Source organism: Massilia sp. Masssp94 (genome assembly GCF_059491305.1).
In genome coordinates this window covers 1521144-1545558 of record NZ_CP168501.1, presented here as the reverse complement: position 1 = coordinate 1545558, position 24415 = coordinate 1521144, and the positions used below count along the sequence as shown (strand labels likewise).

At 67.8% G+C, this 24415-nt stretch carries 20 protein-coding genes; 12 read left to right on the top strand and 8 right to left on the bottom strand.

Features of this window, described 5'->3' with window-relative positions:
- Nucleotide 1: 1 nt before the first annotated feature.
- Both ACEN9G_RS06650 and ACEN9G_RS06645 read right to left on the bottom strand, forming a co-directional pair.
- The gene (locus ACEN9G_RS06650) at nt 2–892 is read right to left on the bottom strand and encodes a sensor histidine kinase (RefSeq protein WP_413341880.1); all 891 of its coding nucleotides are present in this window, start codon (nt 890–892) and stop codon (nt 2–4) included.
- Nucleotides 893–905: 13 nt separating this feature from the next.
- Entirely contained in the window at nt 906–1160 is a 255-nt protein-coding gene (locus tag ACEN9G_RS06645) for a hypothetical protein (protein ID WP_413341882.1), read from the bottom strand.
- A gap of 189 nt (nt 1161–1349) precedes the next feature.
- On the opposite strand from ACEN9G_RS06645, the gene ACEN9G_RS06640 reads away from it, so the two are divergent.
- Both ACEN9G_RS06640 and ACEN9G_RS06635 read left to right on the top strand, forming a co-directional pair.
- Nucleotides 1350–2042, top strand: coding sequence for a helix-turn-helix transcriptional regulator (locus ACEN9G_RS06640; RefSeq protein WP_413341883.1), 693 nt, complete (start codon nt 1350–1352; stop codon nt 2040–2042).
- A gap of 60 nt (nt 2043–2102) precedes the next feature.
- On the top strand, nt 2103–2720 hold the full coding sequence (locus ACEN9G_RS06635) for a glutathione S-transferase family protein (protein ID WP_483126515.1): 618 nt from the start codon (nt 2103–2105) through the stop codon (nt 2718–2720).
- Here ACEN9G_RS06635 and ACEN9G_RS06630 read toward each other — a convergent pair whose 3' ends face one another.
- Together ACEN9G_RS06630 and ACEN9G_RS06625 are read right to left on the bottom strand one after the other, a co-directional pair.
- On the bottom strand, nt 2721–3896 hold the full coding sequence (locus tag ACEN9G_RS06630) for an MFS transporter (protein ID WP_483126514.1): 1176 nt from the start codon (nt 3894–3896) through the stop codon (nt 2721–2723). It abuts the gene before it with no gap.
- A 1-nt stretch (nt 3897) separates the two neighbouring features.
- Nucleotides 3898–5298 (bottom strand): amidase, encoded by a 1401-nt coding sequence (locus tag ACEN9G_RS06625; RefSeq protein WP_483126513.1) that lies wholly within the window; start codon nt 5296–5298, stop codon nt 3898–3900.
- A gap of 97 nt (nt 5299–5395) precedes the next feature.
- Here ACEN9G_RS06625 and gcvA point away from each other — a divergent pair, with 97 nt between their 5' ends.
- Entirely contained in the window at nt 5396–6277 is an 882-nt protein-coding gene (gene gcvA / locus ACEN9G_RS06620) for a transcriptional regulator GcvA (RefSeq protein WP_483126512.1), read from the top strand.
- A gap of 4 nt (nt 6278–6281) precedes the next feature.
- Here gcvA and ACEN9G_RS06615 read toward each other — a convergent pair whose 3' ends face one another.
- The 3 genes from ACEN9G_RS06615 to ACEN9G_RS06605 are packed head-to-tail and all read right to left on the bottom strand — an operon-like array spanning nt 6282 to nt 8919.
- Nucleotides 6282–6833, bottom strand: a complete 552-nt coding sequence (locus tag ACEN9G_RS06615; RefSeq protein ID WP_413344687.1) for a GNAT family N-acetyltransferase — start codon at nt 6831–6833, stop codon at nt 6282–6284.
- Nucleotides 6821–7483: a TetR/AcrR family transcriptional regulator gene (locus tag ACEN9G_RS06610; RefSeq protein ID WP_413344685.1), complete on the bottom strand. Its 663-nt coding sequence runs from the start codon at nt 7481–7483 to the stop codon at nt 6821–6823. The genes ACEN9G_RS06615 and ACEN9G_RS06610 overlap by 13 nt, the downstream gene beginning before the upstream one ends.
- A complete protein-coding gene (locus ACEN9G_RS06605) occupies nt 7480–8919 on the bottom strand; it encodes an aminotransferase-like domain-containing protein (RefSeq protein ID WP_483126511.1) in 1440 nt (479 codons plus the stop codon). The genes ACEN9G_RS06610 and ACEN9G_RS06605 overlap by 4 nt, the downstream gene beginning before the upstream one ends.
- Nucleotides 8920–9090: 171 nt before the next feature.
- Here ACEN9G_RS06605 and aptA point away from each other — a divergent pair, with 171 nt between their 5' ends.
- The 8 genes from aptA (at nt 9091) to ACEN9G_RS06565 (ending at nt 21107) form a co-directional block, all read left to right on the top strand.
- Entirely contained in the window at nt 9091–10407 is a 1317-nt protein-coding gene (aptA, locus tag ACEN9G_RS06600) for an omega-aminotransferase AptA (protein WP_413338337.1), read from the top strand.
- 8 nt (nt 10408–10415) lie between these two features.
- A complete protein-coding gene (locus ACEN9G_RS06595; protein ID WP_413338335.1) occupies nt 10416–11909 on the top strand; it encodes a CoA-acylating methylmalonate-semialdehyde dehydrogenase in 1494 nt (497 codons plus the stop codon).
- Nucleotides 11910–12053: 144 nt separating this feature from the next.
- On the top strand, nt 12054–13418 hold the full coding sequence (locus ACEN9G_RS06590) for an NAD(P)-dependent oxidoreductase (protein WP_413338333.1): 1365 nt from the start codon (nt 12054–12056) through the stop codon (nt 13416–13418).
- Nucleotides 13418–14704, top strand: coding sequence for an NAD-dependent dihydropyrimidine dehydrogenase subunit PreA (preA, locus tag ACEN9G_RS06585; protein ID WP_413338332.1), 1287 nt, complete (start codon nt 13418–13420; stop codon nt 14702–14704). Before ACEN9G_RS06590 ends, preA begins: the two co-directional genes overlap by 1 nt.
- Nucleotides 14705–14728: 24 nt before the next feature.
- The gene (locus tag ACEN9G_RS06580; protein ID WP_413338330.1) at nt 14729–16216 is read left to right on the top strand and encodes an NCS1 family nucleobase:cation symporter-1; all 1488 of its coding nucleotides are present in this window, start codon (nt 14729–14731) and stop codon (nt 16214–16216) included.
- Between the two features lie 15 nt (nt 16217–16231).
- Nucleotides 16232–17620 (top strand): dihydropyrimidinase, encoded by a 1389-nt coding sequence (gene hydA / locus ACEN9G_RS06575; RefSeq protein ID WP_413338328.1) that lies wholly within the window; start codon nt 16232–16234, stop codon nt 17618–17620.
- A gap of 140 nt (nt 17621–17760) precedes the next feature.
- The gene (locus ACEN9G_RS06570) at nt 17761–19032 is read left to right on the top strand and encodes a Zn-dependent hydrolase (RefSeq protein WP_413338326.1); all 1272 of its coding nucleotides are present in this window, start codon (nt 17761–17763) and stop codon (nt 19030–19032) included.
- Nucleotides 19033–19130: 98 nt separating this feature from the next.
- Nucleotides 19131–21107: an MHYT domain-containing protein gene (locus ACEN9G_RS06565; RefSeq protein WP_413338325.1), complete on the top strand. Its 1977-nt coding sequence runs from the start codon at nt 19131–19133 to the stop codon at nt 21105–21107.
- A 15-nt stretch (nt 21108–21122) separates the two neighbouring features.
- On the opposite strand, the gene ACEN9G_RS06560 is transcribed toward ACEN9G_RS06565, so the two are convergent.
- Nucleotides 21123–22328 carry an ammonium transporter gene (locus tag ACEN9G_RS06560; RefSeq protein ID WP_413338323.1) on the bottom strand — a complete coding sequence of 402 codons (1206 nt, stop codon included), beginning with the start codon at nt 22326–22328 and terminating at the stop codon, nt 21123–21125.
- Nucleotides 22329–22548: 220 nt separating this feature from the next.
- Here ACEN9G_RS06560 and ACEN9G_RS06555 point away from each other — a divergent pair, with 220 nt between their 5' ends.
- On the top strand, nt 22549–24354 hold the full coding sequence (locus ACEN9G_RS06555) for a DUF885 domain-containing protein (RefSeq protein WP_413338321.1): 1806 nt from the start codon (nt 22549–22551) through the stop codon (nt 24352–24354).
- Nucleotides 24355–24415: the final 61 nt, after the last annotated feature.

The window sequence follows — 24415 nt, the reverse complement described above, 5'->3', positions numbered from 1 at the left end:
GTCAGGCATCCTCCATCATCTTGTAGGGCAGCCGGATCGTGGCGCAGGCGCCGCCGCCCGGCGGGGTCGAGATGTCCAGCGACGCTTCCGCGCCGTACAGCAGTTGCAGGCGCTCGCGGATGTTGGCGAGGCCGACGCCGTCGTCCGCGTGCGGGTCGATGCCGACGCCATCGTCGCACACTTCCACGTGCAGGTCAGCCCCCACCACGTGGGCGCGCACGGCGACGGTGCCGCCTTCGATCTTCGGCTCCAGGCCGTGCTTGATGGCGTTCTCGATCAGGGTCTGCAGCATCATCGGCGGAAACGGGGCGCTGCCGAGGAAGTCGGGCACGTCGAAGCGCACGTTGAGCCGTTCCTTCATCCGCGCCTGCATGATGGCAAGGTAAGCCCGCGACAGCTCGACCTGTTTGCCCAGTGTCGCGCCGCCGCGCTGGCGCATCTGCGGCAGGGTCGAGCGCAGGTAGTCGATCAGGTGGGCGTGCACGCGCGCCGCTTCCTTCGGGTCCGTCTCGATCAGCTGGCCGATCAGGGCCAGCGTGTTGAACAGGAAATGCGGTTCGACCTGGGCCTGCAGCGCGGCCATCTGCGCCTCCATCAGGCGGCGTTCCAGCGTGGCGACGTTGGCCTGTGCCGTCGCTTCGCGCGCCATCAGCTCCGCCTTGCGCTTGCCGCCCGCCAGCACCTTGACGGCGAACGAGATGAAGATGTACCAGAAACCCGGCTCGGGCGTGTTCACGAGCTGGAAGAAGACCACGACGAAGAACCACGTCAGGAACAGCTGGCGCCATTCGACGACGGCGAGCCAGTCGAAGAAGCGCCACCACACCTTGCTGGCTTCGTGGAAGGCGTCGCGTACGAAGTCGAGTACGCGGTTGATGTCGCTGGCGCGCATGATGCTCTCCTGCTTATTTCTCGCGGTGTGTGCGGCGGTGGTCCACGACGAATGCGCCGATGACCACCTTGATGCCCATGAACAGGACGAACAGGAACAATGCGAGCGGCAGGATGCTGATCACGAAGGCGAGGGCGATGCAGCACGCCAGCATCGCGGGCCACGGCATCACGGCGATGGCGCGCACGGTGCGGCGGCAGGCGTCGACGATGTCGCGGGCGAGGTCTTCCAGCGTGGCGCCGAAGCTGCGGTGGTAGGTCCTGGTCATGATGACTCCTTGCGGTTGGAATTTGTTTCGATGGAGTCACTCTACATCCCTGCAGGCATCGTGGCCACGGGGTACCGACGAACTGCCGAAAATGCGGGATGACTGGTCGTGCGGCCGGATGGACGGGAGCGTCTGGACCCCGTCGGTCCGGCGTAATATGATGTCGTCCATGAAACTTTTACGCCTGCCATGAGCCGCACCGGACGCCTGTTCCAATTGATGGACGCCCTGCGCGGCCACCGCCGCCCCGTGACGGCCAGCGCCCTGGCCGAGCGCCTTGGTGTATCGGAACGCACGATCTACCGCGACATCCAGACGCTCGTGCAACTGGGCGCGCCCGTCGACGGCTCGGCCGGTGTCGGCTACGTCTTGCGCACGGGCTTTTTCCTGCCGCCGCTGATGTTCGACGCCGACGAGCTGGAAGCCCTCGTGCTGGGCGCGCGCTGGGTGCGCCAGCAGGGCGATGCGGCGCTGTCCGACGCGGCCGACCGCTCCCTGGCCAAGATTGCGACGGCCACGCCGCGCGACCTGCGCGACCACATGGCCGAGATGAGTTTGTGGGTGCCGGCCTTTCCGGAAGCGGTGCCGGTCGAGGCGTTCATCCAGCCGGCGCGCGAGGCGATCCGGCGCCAGTGCAAGCTGCGCATCGCGTACCGCGACGAGCGCGACACGGCGACTGAGCGCATCGTATGGCCGTTCGCGCTCGCGTTCTTCGAGGGCAAGCGCGTGATGGCGGCATGGTGCGAACTGCGCGATGCGATCCGCCACTTCCGCGTCGACCGCATCGTCCGGGCCGAGCCGATCACGGAGCGCTATCCGTCGCCGCGGCACCAGCTGCTGCGGGAGTGGCGCAAGGCGTACGACATCCCCGAATACTCCTGACAGAATCTGTCAGTGGCCCGTCTTAACATCACCGCATCAACCAACCCTCAGGAGACGGCCATGCAGCTCTACTACAACCACTACTCGTCCAACACCCGCCGCGTGCTGCTGGCGGCCGACCACCTCGGCATCGAGTTCGACCTCATCCAGATCAACCTGGCCAGCCAGGACGACCGCCGCCGCCTCGGCGAGGTCAATCCGAACGCCAAGCTGCCCGTGCTGATCGACGGCGACTTCATCCTGTGGGAATCGTGCGCGATCATGCAATACCTGGCCGAGGGCACGCCCGGCCAGACCGTGTGGCCGCAGGAGCGCCGGGCGCGCGCGGACGTCAGCCGCTGGATGTTCTGGGCGTGCCAGCATTTCGCCCCGGCCATCGGCGTGTTCACGTGGGAACACCTCTGGAAGAAATTCGTCACGGGCCAGGACGCCGATCCGGCGGAAGTCGCGCGCGGCGCAGCCGACCTGGCCGAGGCGGCCCGCGTGCTGGACCAGCACCTGGCCACGCGCCAGTGGCTCGCCGGCGACGGCGTGACGCTGGCCGACTACGCCGTCGCGGCGCCGCTCATGTACAAGGACCGGGCGCACCTGCCGCTGGATGCGTATCCGCACCTGCTGGCCTGGTTCGAGCGCATCCAGGCGCTGCCGGCGTGGCAGCGGACGACGCACGAATGGTGATCAGGCCGGCCTGCCCACGAGCGCGGCTATCCCCGCCGCCGCGACGTTGACGGCTGCGCTGGCCACGATCGGCACCGTATAGCTGCCGCTCGCGTCGAACAGGTAGCCGGCCGCGGTGGGACCGAGGAGCGTACCCACTGCGACGCTCGTGTACAGGACGCCGATGATGCCGCCGACCTGGCGGTTGCCGAACAAATCCGTCACCACGGGCGGCATGATGGCGACCCAGCCGCCGTAGAACAGGCCGAACAGCAGCGCGAACCCGGCTAGCGCGAGGAAGCCCGTCGACGCGGCCCACACCGCGAGTGCGGCAGCCATGCCGGCAAACATCGCCAGCAGGAAGGCCAGTCTCCCGACCTTGTCCGCCAGTCCACCGAGGAAGAACCGGCCCAGCGTGCTGCCGATGCCGATCGTCCCCAGCAGGTAAGCCGCGTCCTTCTGGCCGATGCCGTGGTCCAGCGCATACGGCACCAGGTGGACGAACGGCACGAACACCCCGAACGAGCAGACCAGGCAGGCCGCGTACAGCAAGACGAATTGCCGCGACCGGACGGCCTCGCGCAGCAGCATGCCCGAATGGACGCCGGCCGGCCCCATGTCTTTGCCGGCGGGATCATCGGCAATGAGCGCGGCCATGCCGATGCCGACGACCGCCGCGCCGCATCCGAGCGCGAGGTAGGCGTTGCGCCATCCCAGCGCGTCGATCAGCGCCGTCGCGAGCGGCGGCATGACCAGCGTGCCGACGCCGATGCCGCTGACCGCGAGGCCGGACGCAACACCGCGGCGCGTGACGAACCAGCGCTGCACGGCGCCCAGCGCGGGCACGTACGCACAACCGATACCGACGCCGACGCCGAGGCCGTAGGCCGCATACACCGCATGCAGGCTGCGCGCGACGCCGGCCAGCGCGAGGCCCGCGCCCACCAGCAGCATGCCGAGCATGGCCAGGCGGCGCGCGCCCCAGCGGTCCGCGAGCGGGCCGCTGACGACGCCCAGCGCAAAATACAGGAATCCCGCCAGCGAAAACACGAGCGACACGGACCCGCGCGACGCCTCGAAGTCCCGCTGCAGCGCCGGTACGAACGCACTGAACGTGTACGCGCAGCCGAATCCGACGAAACAGACCGCGAACGCCGCCGCGACGACGACCCAGCCGTAGAAGACGCGCGATCCCATGCTACCGCTCCGGATGGCGCCGGTGCCACGACGTTCGCGCCTGGAACGCGGCGCCGGCCCGCACGAGCGCGTCCTCGCGCCAGCGGGGCGCCACCAGTTGCAGGCCGACCGGCATGCCATCGTCGGTGAAGCCGCCGGGCAGCGTGAGCGTCGGATGGCCGGACATGTTGAAGGGGCACGTGTAACGCTGCAGCCCGGCGATGAGGTCCGGCTGCGTGCCCAGCGTCCGGATCTGCGCGAGCGTGAGCGGGGCGAACGGCTGCACGGGCGTGAGCAGGACGTCGACGGCGGCGAGGACCCGGTCGACACGGCCGCGGAAGGCCGCGCGCCGCAGCAGGATGGCCTGGTAATCGGTGCCGGACAACGCCTTGCCGGCCTCGATCACCGCCGCGAGGACGGCACCGTAATCCGCCTGCATGCGCGGATAGCGGTCCCGGTGCGCCACGGCCGCCTCCACGGCACATTGCGGCACCCAGTCGGCGACGGTCTGTGCGACGTCGGGGAAGCGGACGTCGACGATTTCCGCGCCCAGCGCGGCAAACGTCGCGAGCGCCTCGGCGAGCACCGCGCACGTGCCGGCGTCCACGCCGTCGCGGTTCCACGCCGCGTCCACGCCGATGCGCCAGCCCGCGATGCCGGCGCCTGGCGTGTCGTTGGGGACAGGCGTCGGCGACGCCGTCGGGTCGTCCGGATCGGCCCCCGCGATGGCGCCCAGCAGGATGCCGGCGTCGATGGCGCTGCGGGCCATGGTCCCGACATGGTCCAGCGACGCCGCCAGTTCGGCCGCGCCGTGGCGGCTCACGCGGCCCCACGTCGGCTTCAGTCCCGTCAGGCCATTCGCCGCGGACGGCCAGCGGATCGACCCGCCCGTGTCCGAGGCGAGCGAGCCATATGCCATGCCCGCCGCGACGGCGACGCCGGAACCGCTCGACGAGATGCCCGGCCAGTAGTCCGCGTGCCACGGGTTGCGCGGCGGAATGATGGAGGGGTGGTGATCGGAATACGCGCCTTCGGTGAGTTCGGGCTTGCCGATGAGGACGGCGCCGGCGTCGCGCAGGCGCCGCACCACCGTCGCGTCGCGGGTGGCGACGGGCTGGCTGCGCAGCCGCATGCCGGCGCGCGTCGGCACGCCTTCGACGTCGAACAGGTCCTTCACCGCGATCGGCACGCCGTGCAGCGGCCCACGCCATCCGCCGGCCGCGATCTCGCTGTCGGCCGCGTCGGCTTGCGCGCGCGCGGCGTCGGCCAGTACCAGCGCGTACGCATGGAGGTCGCCGTCGAGCGCGGCGATGCGGTCGAGCAGCGCTTGGGTCACCTCCCGGGAAGATACGCTGCGGTTGCGGATCAGGAGCCCAAGCGCGCCGATGTCGAGATAGTGCAGAACGTCTGTCGGTTTAGTCATTCTCTTTCCAGAATCGGCTTACAATGCAGGTACTTTAGCCTTGGCATGACAGTGGCACAACCGAGTTTTCCTTCCTGTTTCGATTGAGATTTTCTAAATGATCCGTGAGTCGGTGCCACCCTTGAAGCCGCTGCGCGCGTTCGAAGCCGCCGCGCGGCACCTGTCCGTGAAAGCTGCGGCGGAAGAGTTGTGCGTGACGCCGGGCGCGGTCAGCCAGCTCGTGCGGCAACTGGAAGAGCACCTCGGCGTAAAGTTGTTCGAGCGGGTCAACCGGGGCATCCTGCTGACCCAGGCGGGCCGCGATTACCTGCCGCCCGTGCGCAATGCTTTCCGGCAGATCGCGCAGGCCACGCAGCGCCTCGCGGCGTCCGCGGATGCCGGCACGCTGACGTTGAGCGTCACGCCGTTCTTCGCGTCCGCGTGGCTGATGCCGCGCCTGCAGCGGTTCCGCGACGCGCATCCGGGCATCGACCTGCACATCGTGACCAGCACCGCGCTGGCGGATTTTGCGCGCGACGGCGTGGACGTCGCCGTCCGGCACGGCGCCGGACGCTATCCCGGACTGCGGAGCTATCGCGTGGCCTCCGTCGAGATCGTGCCGGTGGCCGCGCCGGCCCTCGTCGAGCGCCTTGGCCTGCCGTCAGCGCCTGCGGACCTGGCGCGCTGGCCGCACGTGCATGATGCGGACCGGAAGGGGTGGAGCCTGTGGTTCCAGGCAAACGGCGTGGATGATGTCGCGCTGCCGCGCGGCCCGTCGTTCGACGACGCCAGCCTGCTGCTGGGTGCCGTGCTGGCCGGGCAGGGCGCCGGGCTGCTGCCGGCCGCCATGGTGGCGCACGAGGTGGAGGCCGGGCGCCTGGTCAGGCTGGCGAAACCGGCTCACATGGAGACGTTCGCGTACTACCTGGTCTATCCGGAAGCCCGGCAGGACAACCCGAAGGTGGCCGCCCTGCGCGACTGGATCCTGGCGGTGGACTAGCAGGTCACCCGTTCCAGTGCCGGCGCAGCAGGCCGTAATACACCGTATCGGCAGGCTCGCCCTGCACGATCCACCGCTCGGGCATATAGCCTTCCTTTTGAAACCCGAGCTTTTCCAGCACCCGTGCGGACGCCCCGTTGCGCGGGTCGATGTCGGCCTCGATGCGGTTCAGGTCCAGCGTCGTAAAACCGTAGGCCAGCAGCGCGCGCAGCGCCTCGCTGACGTAGCCGCCGCCCCAGTGGGCGCGGGCCAATGCGTAGCCCATTTCGCAGCGGCGGCTGGTGTCGACGAAGCGGTGCAGGCTCACGTTGCCGATCAGTTCTCCCGTTTCGATCAGTTCGACGCCCAGGCGCATGCCGCTGCCGTCCGCATAGGCGGCCTGCGTGGCGGCGATGTGCTCGCGCGACTGGTCGAGCGACGTCCACGGTCCGCTGCTCCAGTAGCGCGCCACTTCCGGATCGGAAAACACGGCATAGTGCGCGTCGACGTCGCGCTCGATCATCCAGCGCAGTTTCAGGCGGGGCGTGAACAGTTCGATGGGGCTCAGGGTGGGCATGGGTTCTCCTGGAGGCCGACGGCGGCGAGGACCATGCCCGTGATCAGGCGCTCGGCGTCGTCGAAGTCGGATGGTTGCAGTTGTTCGCGGTCGAGCACGAGCGTCATCTGGGCGGCGAAGTCGGCGTACGACTGCGTCATCGCCCACACGGCGAACAGCAGATGGGTGGCGTTGACGGGCGCGATCTTCCCTTCCGCGATCCAGCGCTCGAACACGGCGATGTCCGCGCGCAGCAGCGGGATCACGCGGCGGCGGATCTGGTCGGCGTACAGCTTGGCGCCGCCGATCACTTCCATCGCATACACGCGCGACGCGAGCGGCTGCTCGCGCGAGAACGTCAGCTTCGCGCGCACATAGGCGCGCAGGACGTCGCCCGGGTCCTTGCCCGGATCCGCGAGGCTGGCCATGCGCGCGAGCCAGTCGTCCAGCACGTTGTCGAGCACGCGCTGGTACAAGGCCTGCTTGGTCGGGAAGTAGTACATCAGGTTCTGCTTCGACAGGCCCGCGCGCTCGGCGACGGTGGCGATCGACGTGCCTTCGTAGCCGCATTCGGCGAACTGGCGCACGGCTTCGCCGAGGATGGCCGCTTCGACTTTGTCGCGGTGGCTTATGCGGTGATTGCCGCGGTGTTTGACGGGGGCGAAGGTCATGGAAGGTCTCCTCGGATCGAACGCAGGAAATTGAGCAGGGCCGGCTCGTGGGCATAGGCGACGTTGAAGCGGAACCAGGCGGTATCGGGCGGCGTCAGCGCAAAGAATTCGCCCGGCGCCAGCAGGATGCTCGCGCGCAGCGCGCGTTCGGCGATGGCGCGGCCGCTTTGTTTCTGCGCTGGCCAGCCCGCGCTGACGAACATCCCGCCGCGCGGCCGGGCCAGCGGCACGAGGCCCGCATCGCCGAGGCGTTCCAGCGCCAGCTCGCGCGCGTCGTCCAGCTGCTGCACGAGGCGCTCGACCTGCTTGCGGTAGGCGCGGCTGCCGACGGCATCGTAGACGGCGCGCTCGTTCACTTCCGACGTCGTCAGGCCCGTGAGCATCTTGACGCGCACCAGTTCCGGTATCAACGACCCGGAGGCGCAAATGGAACCCACGCGCAGCACGGGCGACAGGGTCTTGGAAAAGCTGCCGATGCGGATCACGCGGCGCAGCCCGTCCATGGCCGCGAGCGACGAGTCGCCGCGCGCCGCCAGTTCGCGGTAGATGTCGTCCTCGACGAGCCAGAAATCGTACTGCTCGGACAGCGCGAGCAGCCGGTGCGCCTGTGCCTGCGACAGCGACGTGCCGAGGGGATTCTGCAGCACCGTGTTGACGAACATGAGCTTCGGCTGGCGCGCCTGGGCCGCGCGCGCGAGGACGTCCATGTCCAGGCCATGCGCGCCGCGCGGGATGCCGACGGCCTCGCAGCCGTGATGCCGGACGAGCGCGAGCAAATTGCCGTAGCCGGGATCCTCGACGAACACGACGTCGCCCGGCCGCGTGAGCGTGCGCAGCACGAGGTCGAACGCGTGCGTGGCGCCGTGCGTGAGCAGGATCTGCTCCGGTTCAACCGCGCACAGGTCGGCCGACAGCGTCGTGGCGAGATGCTGGCGCAGGCTGGGAAAGCCGAGCGGATGGCCATAGCCGCGCAGCCGGCCGGCCGGGATCTTCATCGCGTGGCGCACGGCGTCGAGGATCGTCGACTCGCCATACCACTCGGGCGGCAGCCAGCCGGCGCCGACGGGCAGCGCATCCGTCTGGCCGGAATAGAGGTCGGGCGTGAGCGTGTCGACCACATTGGCGGCCGCGAGCAGGCAGGGTTGCTGCGCGGGGGCTTCCGTGCCGCGTGCGACGAAGAATCCGGAGCCGCGTCGCGATGACAGCAGGCCCAGGTGCAGCAGGCGGTCGTACGATTCGACGACGGTGAAGGTGCTGACGCCATTCACTTTTGCGAATTGTCGAACGGACGGCATCTTGGTCCCGGCGGGCAGCGTGCGCCGATTTACCATTTCGGCGATGGCCGCGACGATCTGGTCGACCAGGCTGCCGCGGCGCTGGCGGTCGATCGCCAGCGCCGGCCATCCCTCGCTCTCGCTCTTTTCGGTTGGTTCCATGCGCCTCCATCGCGCGACGTCCGAAACTGTACAGGCTATGCTACCTATACGGTTGGCCATTTTCGCAGATTGTGTATATGTGCCACTGTTGTACTGCTGTCTATTATTGCATCATTGTTTTTGCCAGTTGGTAAATTTTGTACTGGCCGTCATATTCATAAGGGGAGTCGCATGAACGAGTCCAGACCCGAATCGATGTCATCCTTCTGGATGCCATTCACCAACAACCGTGACTTCAAGGCCCATCCGCGCCTCCTCGTCTCGGCACAAGGTATGTATTACAAGGACGTCGACGGCAACGCCGTCCTCGACGGCACCGCCGGCCTGTGGTGCGTCCCGTGCGGCCACGCGCAGCCGAAGATCGTCGCCGCCGTCAGCGAGATGGTCGGCCAGCTCGACTTCGCGCCCACGTTCCAGATGGGCCACCCGGCCGCCTTCGACCTGGCCGAACGCCTGATGGACTACACCAATCACAAGTTCGGCCACGTGTTCTACACGAACTCCGGCTCGGAAGCGGTGGACACCGCCCTCAAGATCGCGCTCGCGTATCACAAGGCCCGCGGCGACGCCGGCCGCACGCGGCTGATCGGGCGCGAGCGGGGCTATCACGGCGTCGGCTTCGGCGGGCTGTCCGTCGGCGGCATCGGTCCGAATCGCAAGGCCTTCGGGCCGCTGCTTCCCGGCGTCGATCACCTGCCGCACACGCACAACCTCGGCAAGAACGCGTTCTCGCGCGGCGAGCCGGAACATGGCGCGGAACTGGCCGACGAGCTGGAACGCATCGTCGCCCTGCACGACGCGTCGACCATCGCCGCGGTCATCGTCGAACCCGTGGCCGGATCGACGGGCGTGCTGATTCCGCCGCGGGGCTACCTGAAGCGCCTGCGCGAACTCTGCACGAAGCACGGCATCCTGCTGATCTTCGACGAAGTGATCACGGGCTTCGGCCGCCTGACGACGCCGTTCGCCGTCGATTACTTCGACGTCGAGCCGGACATGATGACGACGGCGAAAGGCCTCACCAACGGCACCGTGCCGATGGGTGCCGTGTTCTCGAAAAAATTCATCCACGACGCGTTCATGGAAGCGCCGGCCGGCATCGAGCTGTTCCACGGCTACACGTATTCCGGCCATCCGCTCGCGTGCGCCGCGTCGATCGCTACCCTGGAAGTTTTTAAAGAGCAGGGCATCCTCGAGAACGCCCGTGCGCTGCAGCCGTACTGGGAAGACGCGGTGCACAGCCTGCGCGGCCTGCCGCACGTGATCGACATCCGCACGATCGGCCTCGTCGCCGGCATCGAGCTGGAAAGCATCCCCGGCAAGGTCGGGGCGCGCGCGTTCGCGGCGTTCAAGCAGGCCTTCGCGGACGGCATCCTGATCCGCACGACGGGCGACATCATCGCGCTGTCGCCGCCGCTCGTGCTGGAGAAAAAACACATCGACGAATTGTTCGGCAAGCTGGCCGCCGTCCTGAAAAACCTCGACTGAAAGAGAATATGGAGACGATCAATCACTACATCGGCGGCAGCGTCGCCGAAGGGTCCGGTGGACGCTACGCGGACGTCTACAATCCCGCGCTGGGCGAGCCCTGCGCGCGCGTGGCGCTGGCGAGCATTGAGGACGTCGCGGCTGCCGTGGCAGCGGCCAGCGCCGCATTCCCCGCCTGGGCCGCGACGCCCCCGCTGGCCCGCGCCCGCGTGCTGTTCAACTACCTGCAGCTGTGCCAGAAGCATACCGATGAATTCGCGGCGATGATCGTGCGCGAACACGGCAAGACGTTCGCCGACGCACGTGGCGAAGTCGCACGCGGCATCGAAGTCGTCGAGTTCGCGGTGGGCATCCCGCAGATGCTCAAGGGCGAGTTCACGGACCAGATCGCGCGCGGCATCGACGCGTGGTCGATGCGCCAGCCGCTGGGCGTCGTCGCAGGCATCACGCCGTTCAACTTCCCCGTGATGGTGCCGATGTGGATGTTCCCCGTCGCCATCGCGTGCGGCAACACGTTCATCCTGAAACCGTCCGAACGGGATCCGTCGCCGTCGCTGCTGCATGCGCGGCTGCTGAAGGAAGCGGGGCTGCCGGACGGCGTGTTCAACGTCGTCCAGGGCGACAAAGGCGCGGTCGACGCGCTGCTCGACCACCCGGACATCCAGGCCGTCAGCTTCGTGGGCTCGACGCCGATCGCGGAATACATCTACGCCCGCGGCAGCGCGGCCGGCAAGCGCGTGCAGGCGCTGGGCGGCGCGAAGAACCACATGGTCGTGATGCCGGATGCGGACATGGACATGGCGGTCGATGCACTCATCGGCGCCGCGTACGGCTCGGCGGGCGAGCGCTGCATGGCGATCTCGGTGGCGGTGGCGATCGGCGACGCGGGCGATGCGCTCGTGGCCCGGCTGGCCGAGCGCACCCGTGCCCTGAAGGTCGCGGACGGCATGGCGGATGGCGCGGAGATGGGGCCCGTGGTCACGCAGGCGGCCAAGCAGCGCATCGAAAAGCTGATCGGCGAAGGCGTGGAGCAGGGCGCGACGCTGGTGGTCGACGGCCGCGGCTTCAAGGTGCCGGAGCGCGCCAACGGCTTCTTCGTGGGCGGCACACTGTTCGACCACGTGACGCCGTCGATGTCCATCTACAAGGAAGAAATCTTCGGGCCCGTGCTGTGCGTCGTGCGCCTGCCGGACGTCGCGAGTGCTTTGGCCCTCATCAACCGCAACGAGTACGGCAACGGCGTCGCCGTGTTCACCCGCGACGGCGGCGTGGCGCGCGAATTCGTGCGTCAGGTGCAGGTCGGGATGGTCGGGGTGAACGTGCCGCTGCCGGTGCCGATGGCGTTCAACAGCTTCGGCGGGTGGAAGAAAAGCCTGTTCGGCGATCACCATGCGTACGGGCCGGAGGGCGTGCGGTTCTATACGCGCCACAAGGCCGTGATGCAGCGCTGGCCGAATACGGCGAGCAGCGGGGTGGAGTTCGCGTTCCCGCAGATGAAATAAGCTTCAACGTCGTCCCCGCGCAGGCGGGGACCCATGCTGAGGTGCCGGCAATCGTATCGCAAGATTCCCATTAACCTCAGCATGAGACTCAGTATGGATTCCCGCCTGCGCGGGAATGACGGTCCTCACAAGAAGGGATGCCAAATGATCGAGTCACTCCACCACCTGCCCCCCGCCGCCGGCACGCACGGTGCCCTGTCCGAGCGCTTCACGGACCTGGCGCCGGCACTGACGACCCGCCAGGCCGCCATCGAAAGCGCCCGCTGCCTGTACTGTTATGACGCGCCCTGTACCCGCGCCTGCCCGACGGGCATCGACGTCGCGAGCTTCATCCGCAACATCCACGACGGCAACGTGGAAGGCGCCGCGGTTAATATCCTCAAGCAGAACATCTTCGGCGGCAGCTGTTCGCGCGTGTGCCCGACGGAGATCCTGTGCGAGGACGCCTGCGTGCGCAACAACGACGCCGAAGGCCAGCCCGTGAAAATCGGCCTACTGCAGCGCCATGCCATCGACAACGTCCACTTCGCCGATCATCCCTTCCGGCGCGCGCCGTCGACCGGCAAGACGATCGCCGTCGTCGGCGCCGGCCCGGCTGGGCTGTCGTGCGCGCACCGGCTCGCGATGCTGGGCCATGACGTCGTCGTGTTCGAAGCGCACGACAAGGCCGGCGGCCTGAACGAATACGGCATCGCCAAGTACAAGCTGCCGGGTGACTTCGCCCAGCGCGAGGTCGACTTCTTGCTGTCCATCGGCGGCATCGAGATCCAGTACGGCCGCATCCTGGGCGGCAACCTGCATTTGCAGGACTTGCACACGCGCTACGACGCCGTGTTCCTCGGCCTGGGCCTCGGTGCCAGCCGCCGCCTCGGCCTCACGGGCGAGGATGCGCCGGGCCTCGCGGCCGCCGTCGACTACATCGCCACGTTGCGCCAGGCCGCGGACCTCGCGGCGCTGCCGGTGCCGAAACGCGCGGTCGTGATCGGCGCCGGCAACACGGCCGTCGACATGGCCGTGCAGATCGGGCGCCTCGGCGCGGACGATGTCACGCTCGTGTACCGCCGCGGTGTCGAGGCGATGAGCGCCACCGGCCACGAGATCGAGATCGCGAAGACGAACGGCGTGCGCATCCGCACGTGGGCCGCGCCGCACGAGATCCTGCTGGACGCTGCGGGACGCGTGCGCGGCATGCGCTTCGAAGAAACGCGGCTGGTGGACGGCCGTCTCGCCGGCACGGGGGCGTTCATCGACATCGCGGCCGATGCCGTGTTCAAGGCCATCGGCCAGCACATGGATGATGATGCGTTGTCCGATCCGCTCGCGAGCGAACTGGAGCGGGAAGGCGACAAGATCCACGTCGACGCGCGGTTCCGCACCAAGCTGCCGGGCGTGTACGCGGGCGGCGACTGCGTGGCGCCGGGGCAGGACCTGACGGTGCAGGCCGTCCAGCACGGCAAGCTGGCGGCGCTGGCGATCCATGACGACATCCTTTCCAAAGCGGAGGCATGATGGCCGACCTGAGCATCGATTTCTGCGGCATCAAGTCGCCGAACCCTTTCTGGCTGGCGTCCGCACCGCCGACCGACAAGGCCTATAACGTCGTGCGCGCCTTCGAGGCGGGGTGGGGCGGCGTCGTGTGGAAGACGCTGGGCGAGGATCCGCCGGCCGTCAACGTGTCGTCGCGCTACTCCGCGCTGCACGGGAAGAACCGCGAGGTCATCGGCTTCAACAACATCGAGCTGATCACGGACCGGAGCCTCGAGATCAACCTGCGCGAGATCACGGCCGTCAAGAAGGCCTGGCCGGACCGGGCGCTGGTCGTGTCGATGATGCTGCCGTGCGAGGAAGCGCCGTGGCGCGAAATCCTGCCGCTCGTCGAGGCGACGGGCGCGGACGGCATCGAACTGAACTTCGGCTGCCCGCACGGCATGCCGGAACGCGGCATGGGCGCCGCGGTGGGCCAGCAGCCGGACCTGATCGGACTCGTCACGCGCTGGTGCAAGACGACCACGCGGCTGCCGGTGATCGTCAAGCTGACGCCCAACATCACGGACGTGCGCGCACCCGCACGCGCGGCGCTGGCGGGCGGGGCGGATGCCGTCTCGCTGATCAACACGATCAATTCGATCACGCACCTGGACCTGGACCGCATGGTCGCATTCCCCGCGGTCGGCAACGCCAGCACGCACGGCGGCTATTGCGGCACGGCCGTCAAGCCCATCGCGCTGAACATGGTGGCCGAGATCGCGCGCGATCCGGTGACGAAGGGCTTGCCGATCTCCGGCATCGGCGGCATCGGCAACTGGCGCGACGCGGCCGAGTTCATCGCGCTGGGCGCCGGCTCGGTACAGGTGTGCACGGCCGCGATGCTGCATGGCTTCCGCATCGTCGAGGAGATGAAGGACGGGCTGTCGCGCTGGATGGATTCGAAGGGCTACGACAACATCGCCGCGTTCTCGCGCAAGGCCGTGCCGAACACGACGGACTGGAAATACCTGGACATGAATTACCAGGTCATCGCGCACATCGACCAGGACAAGTGCATCCAGTGCGGCCGCTGCCACGTGGCGTGCGAGGACACGTCGCACCAGGCGATCGCGCGGCTGGTCGACGGGAATGCGCGCAAGTACGAGGTGATCGACCAGGAATGCGTCGGGTGCAACCTGTGCGAGATCACCTGTCCGGTCGAGGGCTGCATCACGATGGTGCCGCAGCAGACGGGCAAGCCGTACATGAACTGGACGCAGGATCCACGGAATCCACGGGCGGAGGTAGTAGTATTGGCCGGTGAATGACGCCAACCGACGGAGACCGCCCCGATGAGCACCGATCCCGCAACGAACCAGGATCTCTGGAACGAAGACCTCGCGCCGACGAGCGCCGCGCAGCGCACGTGGCGCTGGTATCACTTCGCCGCCCTGTGGGTCGGCATGGTGATGTGCATCCCGGCCTATACGCTGTCCGCCAGCCTGATCGAGGCCGGCATGTCCGCGTACCAGGCCGTGTTCACCGTGTTCCTCGCGAACGCCATCGTGCTGCTGCCGATGCTGCTGATCGGCCACGCCGGCACGAAATATGGCATCCCGTACGCCGTGCTGGCGCGCGCCGCGTTCGGCACGCGCGGGGCGCGGCTGCCGGCACTGATGCGCGCCATCGTCGCGTGCGGCTGGTACGGCATCCAGACGTGGTTCGGCGGCAGCATGATCTACACGCTGCTGGGCGTGCTGGCCGGGCACGAGATCGGCGGCGCCAAGCTCGCCGGCCTGGGCATCAACGGTGCGCAGCTGCTGTGCTTCCTCGCGTTCTGGGCGATCCAGTTCTATTTCATCGTGCACGGCATGGATGCGATCCGCAAGCTGGAGACGTACACGGCGCCGCTGAAGATCGCGATCTGCTTCGTGCTGCTCGGCTGGGTCTACCAGAAAGCGGGCGGCTTCGGCCCGCTGCTGGACGCGCCGTCGCAGTTCGTCGAAGGCGGCAAGAAGGCCGGCCAGTTCTGGGCCACGTTCTGGCCGTCGCTGACGGCGATGGTCGGCTTCTGGGCCACGCTCGCGCTGAACATCCCCGACTTCACCCGCTTCGCGCGTACGCAGCGCGACCAGATCCTGGGCCAGTCCGTCGGCCTGCCCGTGCCGATGGGGTTGCTGGCTGCATTGGCCGTCATCGTCACGTCGGCCACCGTCGTCCTGTACGGCAAGGCGTTGTGGGATCCGGTCGACCTGGCCAGCCGCATGACGGGCGCCGCGGTGCTGATCGCGCTCATCGTCCTGCTGGTCGACACGGTCAGCGTCAACCTGGCCGCCAACCTCGTCGGCCCGGCCTACGACTTTTCCGCGCTGGCGCCGCGCCACATCTCGTACCGCACGGGCGGCTACATCACGGCCGGCATCGCGCTCGCGATGATGCCGTGGAAGATCCTGGAGTCGACGCAGGGCTATATCTTCACGTGGCTGATCGGCTATTCCGCGCTGCTGGGGCCCATCGCGGGCGTGCTGATCATCGATTACTACCTGATCCGCCGCACGGAACTCGCGGTCGACCACCTGTACCGTGACGACGGCATCTATGGGTACCGCGGCGGCTGGAACCTGGCCGCGATCGTCGCCTTCGTCGCCGGCGTGGTGCCGAACATCCCGGGTTTCATGAACGCGGCGTTTCCGGAGTCGTTCCCGGACGTGGGCGCCGTCTTCAAAACCCTGTACACCTATGCGTGGTTCGTCGGGATCGCGATTTCCGCGGTCGTGTACGGCCTCATGATGAAGGGCAGGGCGGCGCCTGCGCTGCATCCGGCCCGTTCGCTCGATTGACCCGAGGAGACGTCAATGACCCTGTTGATACGCGGTGGTACGGTGGTGAACGCCGACCGTGCATTTCGTGCCGATGTGCTTTGCGAAGGCGACAAGATCGTCGCCGTGGGCGAGAACCTGGAGGCGCCCGCGCACGCGGAAGTGATCGATGCCGGCGGCCAGTACGTGATGCCGGGCGGGATCGACCCGCACACGCATATGCAGCTGCCGTTCATGGGCACCGTCACCGCCGATGATTTTTACACCGGCACGGCGGCGGGCCTCGCAGGCGGGACGACGACGATCATCGACTTCGTCATCCCCGACCCGAAACAACGCCTGATGGACGCATTCCAGACGTGGCGCGGCTGGGCGGAAAAGGCCGCGGCCGACTACACGTTCCACGTCGCCGTCACGTGGTGGGACGACACGGTGCACGAAGACATGGGCACGCTCGTCGAGCGCCACGGCGTGAACAGCTTCAAGCACTTCATGGCGTACAAGAACGCCATCATGGCCGACGACGAGACGCTGGTGAAAAGCTTCCGGCGCGCGCTCGAACTGGGCGCGATCCCGACCGTGCACGCGGAGAACGGGGAGCTGGTCTACCAGTTGCAGCGCGAACTGCTGGCGAAGGGCATCCGCGGGGCGGAAGCGCATGCGCTGTCGCGCCCACCGGAAGTGGAAGCCGAAGCGGCCAACCGCGCGATCGCCATCGCGAATGTGCTCGGCACGCCCGTCTACATCGTGCACGTGTCGTGCGCCGAATCGCTGGAGGCCATCACGCGCGCCCGCGCACGCGGCCAGCGCGTGTACGGCGAGGCGCTGGCGGGCCACCTCGTCATCGACGACAGCGTCTACCGCCACGCGGATCCCGAAGTCGCGCGCGCCTACGTGATGAGTCCCCCGTTCCGCTCCAGCCACCACCAGACGGCGCTGTGGCAAGGCCTCCAGGGCGGCAACCTGCACACGACGGCGACGGACCACTGCACGTTCTGCGCCGGCCAGAAGGGAATGGGCGCGGACGATTTCACGCGCATCCCGAACGGCTGCGGCGGCGTCGAGGAACGCATGGCCGTCGTGTGGGACGCGGGCGTGAACACGGGACGTTTGACGCCGTCCGAATTCGTGCGCGTGACGTCGACCAATGCGGCCCAGATTTTTAATATCTATCCGCGCAAGGGTTCCGTGTCCGTTGGAGCGGATGCCGACGTCGTCGTGTGGGACCCGCAAGGGACGCGCACCCTGTCGGCCGCGACGCAGCATTCGAAGGGCGACTTCAACGTGTTCGAAGGGCGCACGGTGCGCGGGATTCCGACGCATACGGTGGCGGCCGGGAAGCTCGTGTATGCGAATGGGGATTTGCGGGCGGAGCGTGGGGCCGGGCGATATGTGGAGCGGCCGGCTTTCACCAGCACTATTTGAACGCTACGCACGTCATTCCCGCGGAAGCGGGAATCCATACTGAGCCTGCGTGCATTGTTGACGCCACCAAATCGCACACTCAGCATGGGTCCCCGCTTTCGCGAGGACGACGGTGATGCAAGCACCAACTGGAGAACAAGATGAACGACCTGCGCATCAACGGCACCCGCCTGTGGCACTCCCTGATGGAACTGGCGCAAATCGGCGCCACCGCGAAGGGCGGGGTGAAGCGCCTCGCCCTGACGGACCTCGACCGCCAGGGCCGCGACCTCGTCGTCCAGTGGGCGAAGGCCGAGGGCCTGTCAGTCACTGTCGACAAGATCGGCAACGTCTTCATGCGCCGGGAAGGGACGAACCCGGACTTGCCGCCCATCGTCACGGGCAGCCACATCGACACCCAGCCGACCGGCGGCAAGTTCGACGGCAACTACGGCGTGCTGGCCGGCCTCGAAGTCGTGCGCACGCTGAACGAGCGCGGCATCCGCACGGAGGCGCCGATCGAGGTCGCGTTCTGGACCAACGAGGAGGGATCGCGCTTCGTGCCCGTCATGATGGGCTCCGGCGTGTTCTGCGGCGCGTTCAGCCTGGAGACGGCGTATGCGGCGCGCGACGTCGACGGCAAATCCGTCGGCGAGGAACTCGACCGGATCGGCTACCGGGGCGGGCAGACGCCCGGCGACCACCCGATCGGCGCGTATTTCGAAGCCCACATCGAGCAGGGCCCCGTGCTGGAAGACGCGAACAGGGTGATCGGCGTCGTGCCCGCCGTGATGGGCCTGTCGTGGTACGACTGCACCGTGACCGGGATGGAAGCGCACGCGGGCCCCACGCCGATGCATCTGCGGCGCGACGCGCTGCAGGTCGCGACGGCCATCATGCAGGAGACGGTCGCCATCGCCAACCGCTACCCGCCGTATGGCCGCGGCACCGTGGGCATGGTCCAGGTGTTCCCCAACAGCCGCAACGTGATCCCCGGCCAGGTCAAGTTCAGCATCGACCTGCGCAACGTCACCGACGAGCTGCTGAACACGATGCACGGCGAGATCGAGGCGTTCGTCGAGCGCACGCGGCGCGAGACTGGCCTGGCCATCGACCTGCAGCGCGTGTCGTACTACCCGCCTTGCCCGTTCCACCCGGATTGCGTGGACGCCGTGCGCGCCGCGACGGAACGGCTGGGCTATTCGACGATGGACGTGGTGTCCGGCGCCGGCCACGACGCGATCTACGTCGCGCGGCTGGCGCCCGCCGGCATGATCTTCGTGCCGTGCAGGGACGGCATCAGCCACAACGAGATCGAGGATGCCCAGCCCGGCCACCTGGAAGCCGGCTGCAACGTGCTGCTGCACGCGATGCTGGAACGGGCCGGCATCGTTTCCACGTCCGAGGCCGGCGAGCTTGTTGCTCAAAAGTAACAAAGTGCAATTTCTTGTTACTATTCTGGCCGATCGCACGCGCCGGTAGCATACTGTGGTCCGAAGCCGCCCGCCGGGCGGCACGCGTCTGACCGACGATGCTGACCGGATACTATGAAACCCCGCTCGTCCTGATTTCGATCCTCGTCGCGATCGTCGCGTCGTATTCCGCCCTCAGCCTCGCGGGCAGGGTGGCGGAAGCGACCGGGCGGACGAAATTCGCCTGGATGCTGGGCGGCGCGATCGCGATGGGATCCGGGATCTGGGCCATGCACTTCGTCGGGATGCTGGCGTTCCGCCTCCCGATCCCGGTCGCCTATGACATCCCCATCACCCTCTTCTCGCTGGTGCTGCCGATAGCCGCGTCCGGCCTCGCGCTGTGGCAGGTGAGCCGCGCGAACCTGGGCCCGGTGCGCCTGGGCGTCAGTGCCGTCATCATGGGCGTCGGTATCAATGCGATGCATTACACGGGCATGGCCGCCATGCGCATGCAGCCCGGGATCGTGTACGACCCGCTGTTGTTCGCGCTCTCGGTGCTGATCGCCGTGGGCGCGTCGGCGCTGGCGCTGTGGATCGCGTTCCGGCTGCGCCGCAGCACGCCGGACGTGTGGGTGCCGCGCATCGGCGCCGCCGTCGTGATGGGCTGCGCCATCGTCGGCATGCATTACACGGGCATGGCGGCCGCGAACTTCCCGGCCGACAGCGTGTGCATGGCCGCGCGCGTCGGCGTGCATCGCGACAGCCTCGCCACGCTCGTCGTGCTGGCCACGTTCTGCGTGCTGGGCCTGGCCCTCATCGCGTCCGTGTTCGACGCGCGGCTGGAAGCGAACGCGCGCATCCTCGCCATGTCGCAGGCGACGGCGGCCGAGCGCCAGCACCTGCTGGAACGCGAGCGCGTCGCGCGCGACGAAGCCGAACGCCTGTCCGCATTGAAGGACGAATTCCTCGCCACCCTGTCGCACGAGCTGCGCACGCCGCTGAACGCGATCCTCGGCTGGGCCGGCATGCTGCAGCGGGGCGTGAAGGACGAGGCGACCATGATACGGGCCCTGGAGACGATCGAGCGCAACGCGCGCGCCCAGGGCAAGCTGATCGACGACCTGCTCGACATGAGCCGCATCATTTCCGGCACCGTGCGCCTGGACGTGCAGACGGTCGACCCGTCCCGCATCATCGAGGCGGCGCTGGGCACCGTGCACCCGGCCGCCGCGGCCAAGATGATCGCCCTGCGCGCCGACCTGGGACGCGAGCCGGGCATGTTGCCGCTCGAAGTGCGCGCCGATCCGGGCCGGCTGCAGCAGGTGCTGTGGAATCTGCTGGCGAACGCGGTCAAGTTCACGCCAACGGGCGGCAGCGTGCAGGTGCTGCTGGGGCGCGACGGCAACGACGCCGTGATCCGCGTGATCGATTCGGGCATCGGCATCGCGCCGGACTTCCTCCCGTACGTGTTCGACCGCTTCCGCCAGCAGGATGCGTCGATCTCGCGCCAGCACGGCGGCCTGGGATTGGGGTTGTCGATCGCGCGGCAGCTCGTCGAACTGCACGGCGGGACGATCGCCGTGGACAGCGCCGGCGTGCACACGGGCACCACGTTCACGGTGCGCCTGCCGCTGGCGCGCCCGAGCGCCGTCACGGTGCCGGGAACGGGCGTGCTTTCGATGGCGCTGACGGGCGCGGACGACCTGGCCGACCTGTCCGGCGTGCGGGTGCTCGTCATCGACGACGCGCCGGATACGCTCGACGTGCTGGAACAGATCCTGTCGTACAGCGGCGCCGCCACGATGACGGCGCCGGGCGCCAGCGCCGCGCTGGCCCTGCTGGAGCGCGAGGTGCCGGACGTGATCGTCAGCGACGTCGGCATGCCCGAAGTCGACGGCTTCGAACTGATGCGGCGCATCCGCCGGCGCGCGGCCACGGCGGACGTTCCCGCCATCGCGTTGACGGCCTTCACCCGCCAGGACGACCGCGCCAAGGCGCTGCAGGCCGGTTTTACCGACTATCTCGCCAAGCCCGTGGAGCCGGCGGCGCTGGCGGCCGCGATCCGGCGCCTCGTCGCCACCGCGCGCGAAGCGTGACCTTATTTGGCGCGCTTACTGGAACGTGGTTTCGCGTTCCGGCGTGGCGCTGATGCGGTGGATGGCCAGGTCGGCGCCGTCGAATTCCTGTTCGGCGTCCAGGCGCAGCCCGACGGTCGCCTTCAACAACCCGTAGACGATGATGCCGCCGATGCCGGCGATGGCGACGCCCAGCAGGGTGCCGACGATCTGCGACGCGAGCGACACGCCGCCGAGCCCTCCCAGCGCCTGGCTGCCGAAGATGCCGGCCGCGATGCCGCCCCACGCGCCGCACAGGCCGTGCAGGGGCCACACGCCAAGCACGTCGTCGATCTTCCAGCGGTTCTGCGCCAGGGTGAACATCACGACGAAGATCGCGCCCGCGATCGCGCCTGTCACCAGGGCGCCCATCGGATGCATCAGGTCCGAGCCCGCGCACACGGCGACGAGGCCGGCCAGCGGGCCGTTGTAGACGAAGCCCGGGTCGTTCTTGCCCAGCACGAAGGCGGTCAGGGTGCCGCCCGTGAGGGCCATCAGCGAGTTGACGGCGACGAGGCCGTTCATCTTGTCCAGCGTCTGCGCGCTCATCACGTTGAAGCCGAACCAGCCGACGGTGAGGATCCACGCGCCCAGCGCGAGGAACGGGATGTTCGACGGCGGGTGCGCCGAGATGCGGCCATCCTTGGTATAGCGGCCGCGGCGCGCGCCCAGCAGCAGCACGGCCGGCAGCGCGGCCCAGCCGCCGACGGCGTGCACGACGACGGAACCGGCGAAGTCGTGGAACGCCGCGCCGAAGGTGGCCGTCAGCCAGTCCTGGATGCCGAAGCGGTTGTTCCAGGCGATGCCTTCGAACAGCGGATAGACGAGGCCCACGAGCAGGGCGGTCGCGGCCATCTGCGGATGGAACTTGGCACGTTCGGCGATGCCGCCCGAGATGATGGCGGGGATCGCGGCGGCGAACGTCAGCAGGAAGAAGAACTTCACCAGCTCGTAGCCGTTCTTGGCGACGAGGGTGCTGGTGGCGCCCATGAAGTGGATGCCGTAGGCGATGCCATAGCCGACGAAGAAGTAGGCGATGGTGGAAACGGCGAAGTCGATCAGGATTTTTACCAGGGCGTTGACCTGGTTCTTGCGGCGTACCGTGCCCAGTTCCAGGAAGGCGAAGCCGGCGTGCATCGCCAGGATCATGATCCCGCCGAGCAAGATGAAGAGCGCGTCCGCTCCGCTTTTGAATGCATCCATGCGTACTCCAAAAAAGTGCAAGTTGGTCTGATTGCACTTCTGGATAGCAATAAACGTTCCAATTTGGTGAAGAGGCGCACTCCCAGTGGGCATGCCGGATGGGTTGCCCCGCAAGCGTGCACAAGCACCGTTGCGGTGCGTATTTGCGCCAAAATGGGGAGGTGTGGTCGATCCGGCAATCGTAGTATGCTGTCAAGCAACAACCTCACAAAGGAGACCCATGAACCGCACTCTCAATGCCGCCATCCTCGCGGCTTTGCTGTCGGCCGGCGCACCCATCCTGTCCGCCCAGGCTGCCGCAACTACCGTATCCGCGTCGTCGGCCGAACGCCAGGTCGACCGCATCGCTGCGAGGTTCTACGATGCGCGCGCCCGGTTCGACCCGCTGCTGTACGCGACCGCGAACGGCGACAGCCGCTACGACGACCAGATCGGCATGGCGATCGACCCGAAGGTGCGCGCCCGCTATATGTCGCAGAATCACAGGCTGCTGGACGACCTGCAGAAGGTCGACAAGGCGCACCTGTCGGAGAAGGCGCGCCTGAACTACGACATCCTCGCCTTCGAGATCCGCGCCCAGCTCGACCTCGCGCGTTTTCCCGAGCACCTGCTGCCGCTGAACCACTTCGACAACATCCCGAGCAACCTGGCCAATTACGCGAGCGGCACGGGCTCGCAGCCGCTGGCGACGCCGGCCCAGTACCGCGCGTACCTGTCGCGCCTGGAGCAACTGCCGGCATGGATCGACCAGGCCATCGCCAACATGAAAGAGGGCGTGAAAAAGGGCGTCGTGCAGCCGAAGGCGATCACGGCCAAGATGCTGCCGCAGTTCCGCCAGCTGGCCGCGAGCGACGCGGAAGCGAGCATCTTCTACACGCCCATCAGGAACCTGCCGGCCGGCTTCTCCGACGCCGATAAAAAATCGCTCACGGCCGGCTACCGCCAGGCCGCGCAAAAGATCGACGCCGCGCTCGCGCGCCTGAATACGTACCTCGAGAAGGACTACCTGCCCGCGGGCCGCACGACGGCCGGCTATGGCGCGCTGCCGGATGGCGCCGCGTGGTACCAGGCCCGCATCCGCAACAACACGAACCTCGACCTGACGCCGGCCGAGATCCACGCGCTGGGCGAGAAGGAAGTGGCGCGCATCCAGCAGCAGATGGCGACCCTGGCGCCGAAGCTGGGCTACGACGGCCCGCTGAACACGTTCCCGCAATGGGTGGCCGCGCAGCCGCGCTTCAAGCCGTTCAAGACCGACCAGGAGGTGCTGGAGCGCTACCGTGCCATCTACGGCGTCGTCGAAGCGAAGCTGCCGCAGTATTTCAGCCTGCTGCCGAAGGCGAAGCTGGACATCCAGCTGGAACCGGAACTGACGCGCGCCACGGCGTCCGACCACTACACGCCCGTCGCCGCCGACGGTTCGCATCCCGGCGTGTTCTGGGCCGTCGTCAACGACCCGAAGGAGTACAGCACGGTCGGCATGACGAGCCTCCTCCTGCACGAGGGCGTGCCGGGCCACCACCTGCACGCGGCGCTGCTGAAGGAATTGCCGCTGCCGGACTTCCGCAAGTTCTTCACCGAGCACCCGAGCGCCGCCGCGTACACGGAAGGCTGGGCGCTGTACTGCGAGACGCTGGGCCGCGACTTCGGCCTGTACGACGATCCGTCCGCGTATTACGGCCACCTGAACGACGAGCTGCTGCGCGCCGTGCGCCTCGTCGTCGACACGGGCATGCATGCGCAGGGCTGGTCGCGCGAGCGGGCGGTCAAGTACATGATGGACAACCTGGGCTACAGCGAGGCGCGCGCGGCGAACCAGGTCGAGCGCTACATGGTGTGGCCGGGCCAGGCGCTGGCGTACAAGGTGGGCGCGCTGAAGATCCTCGACCTGCGCGCGCGGGCGCAGAAGGCGCTGGGGCCGAAGTTCACCTTCGCGAAATTCCACGAGGTGGTGCTGGGGGATGGGACGCTGCCGTTGCCGATCCTGCAGGCGCAGGTGGAGAAGTGGATCGCGGCCGAAAAATGACCTGAGTATTACGGTTCGTGCACAGTGTGCGCAACCGTACATATTCCCGCCCCACATGGGT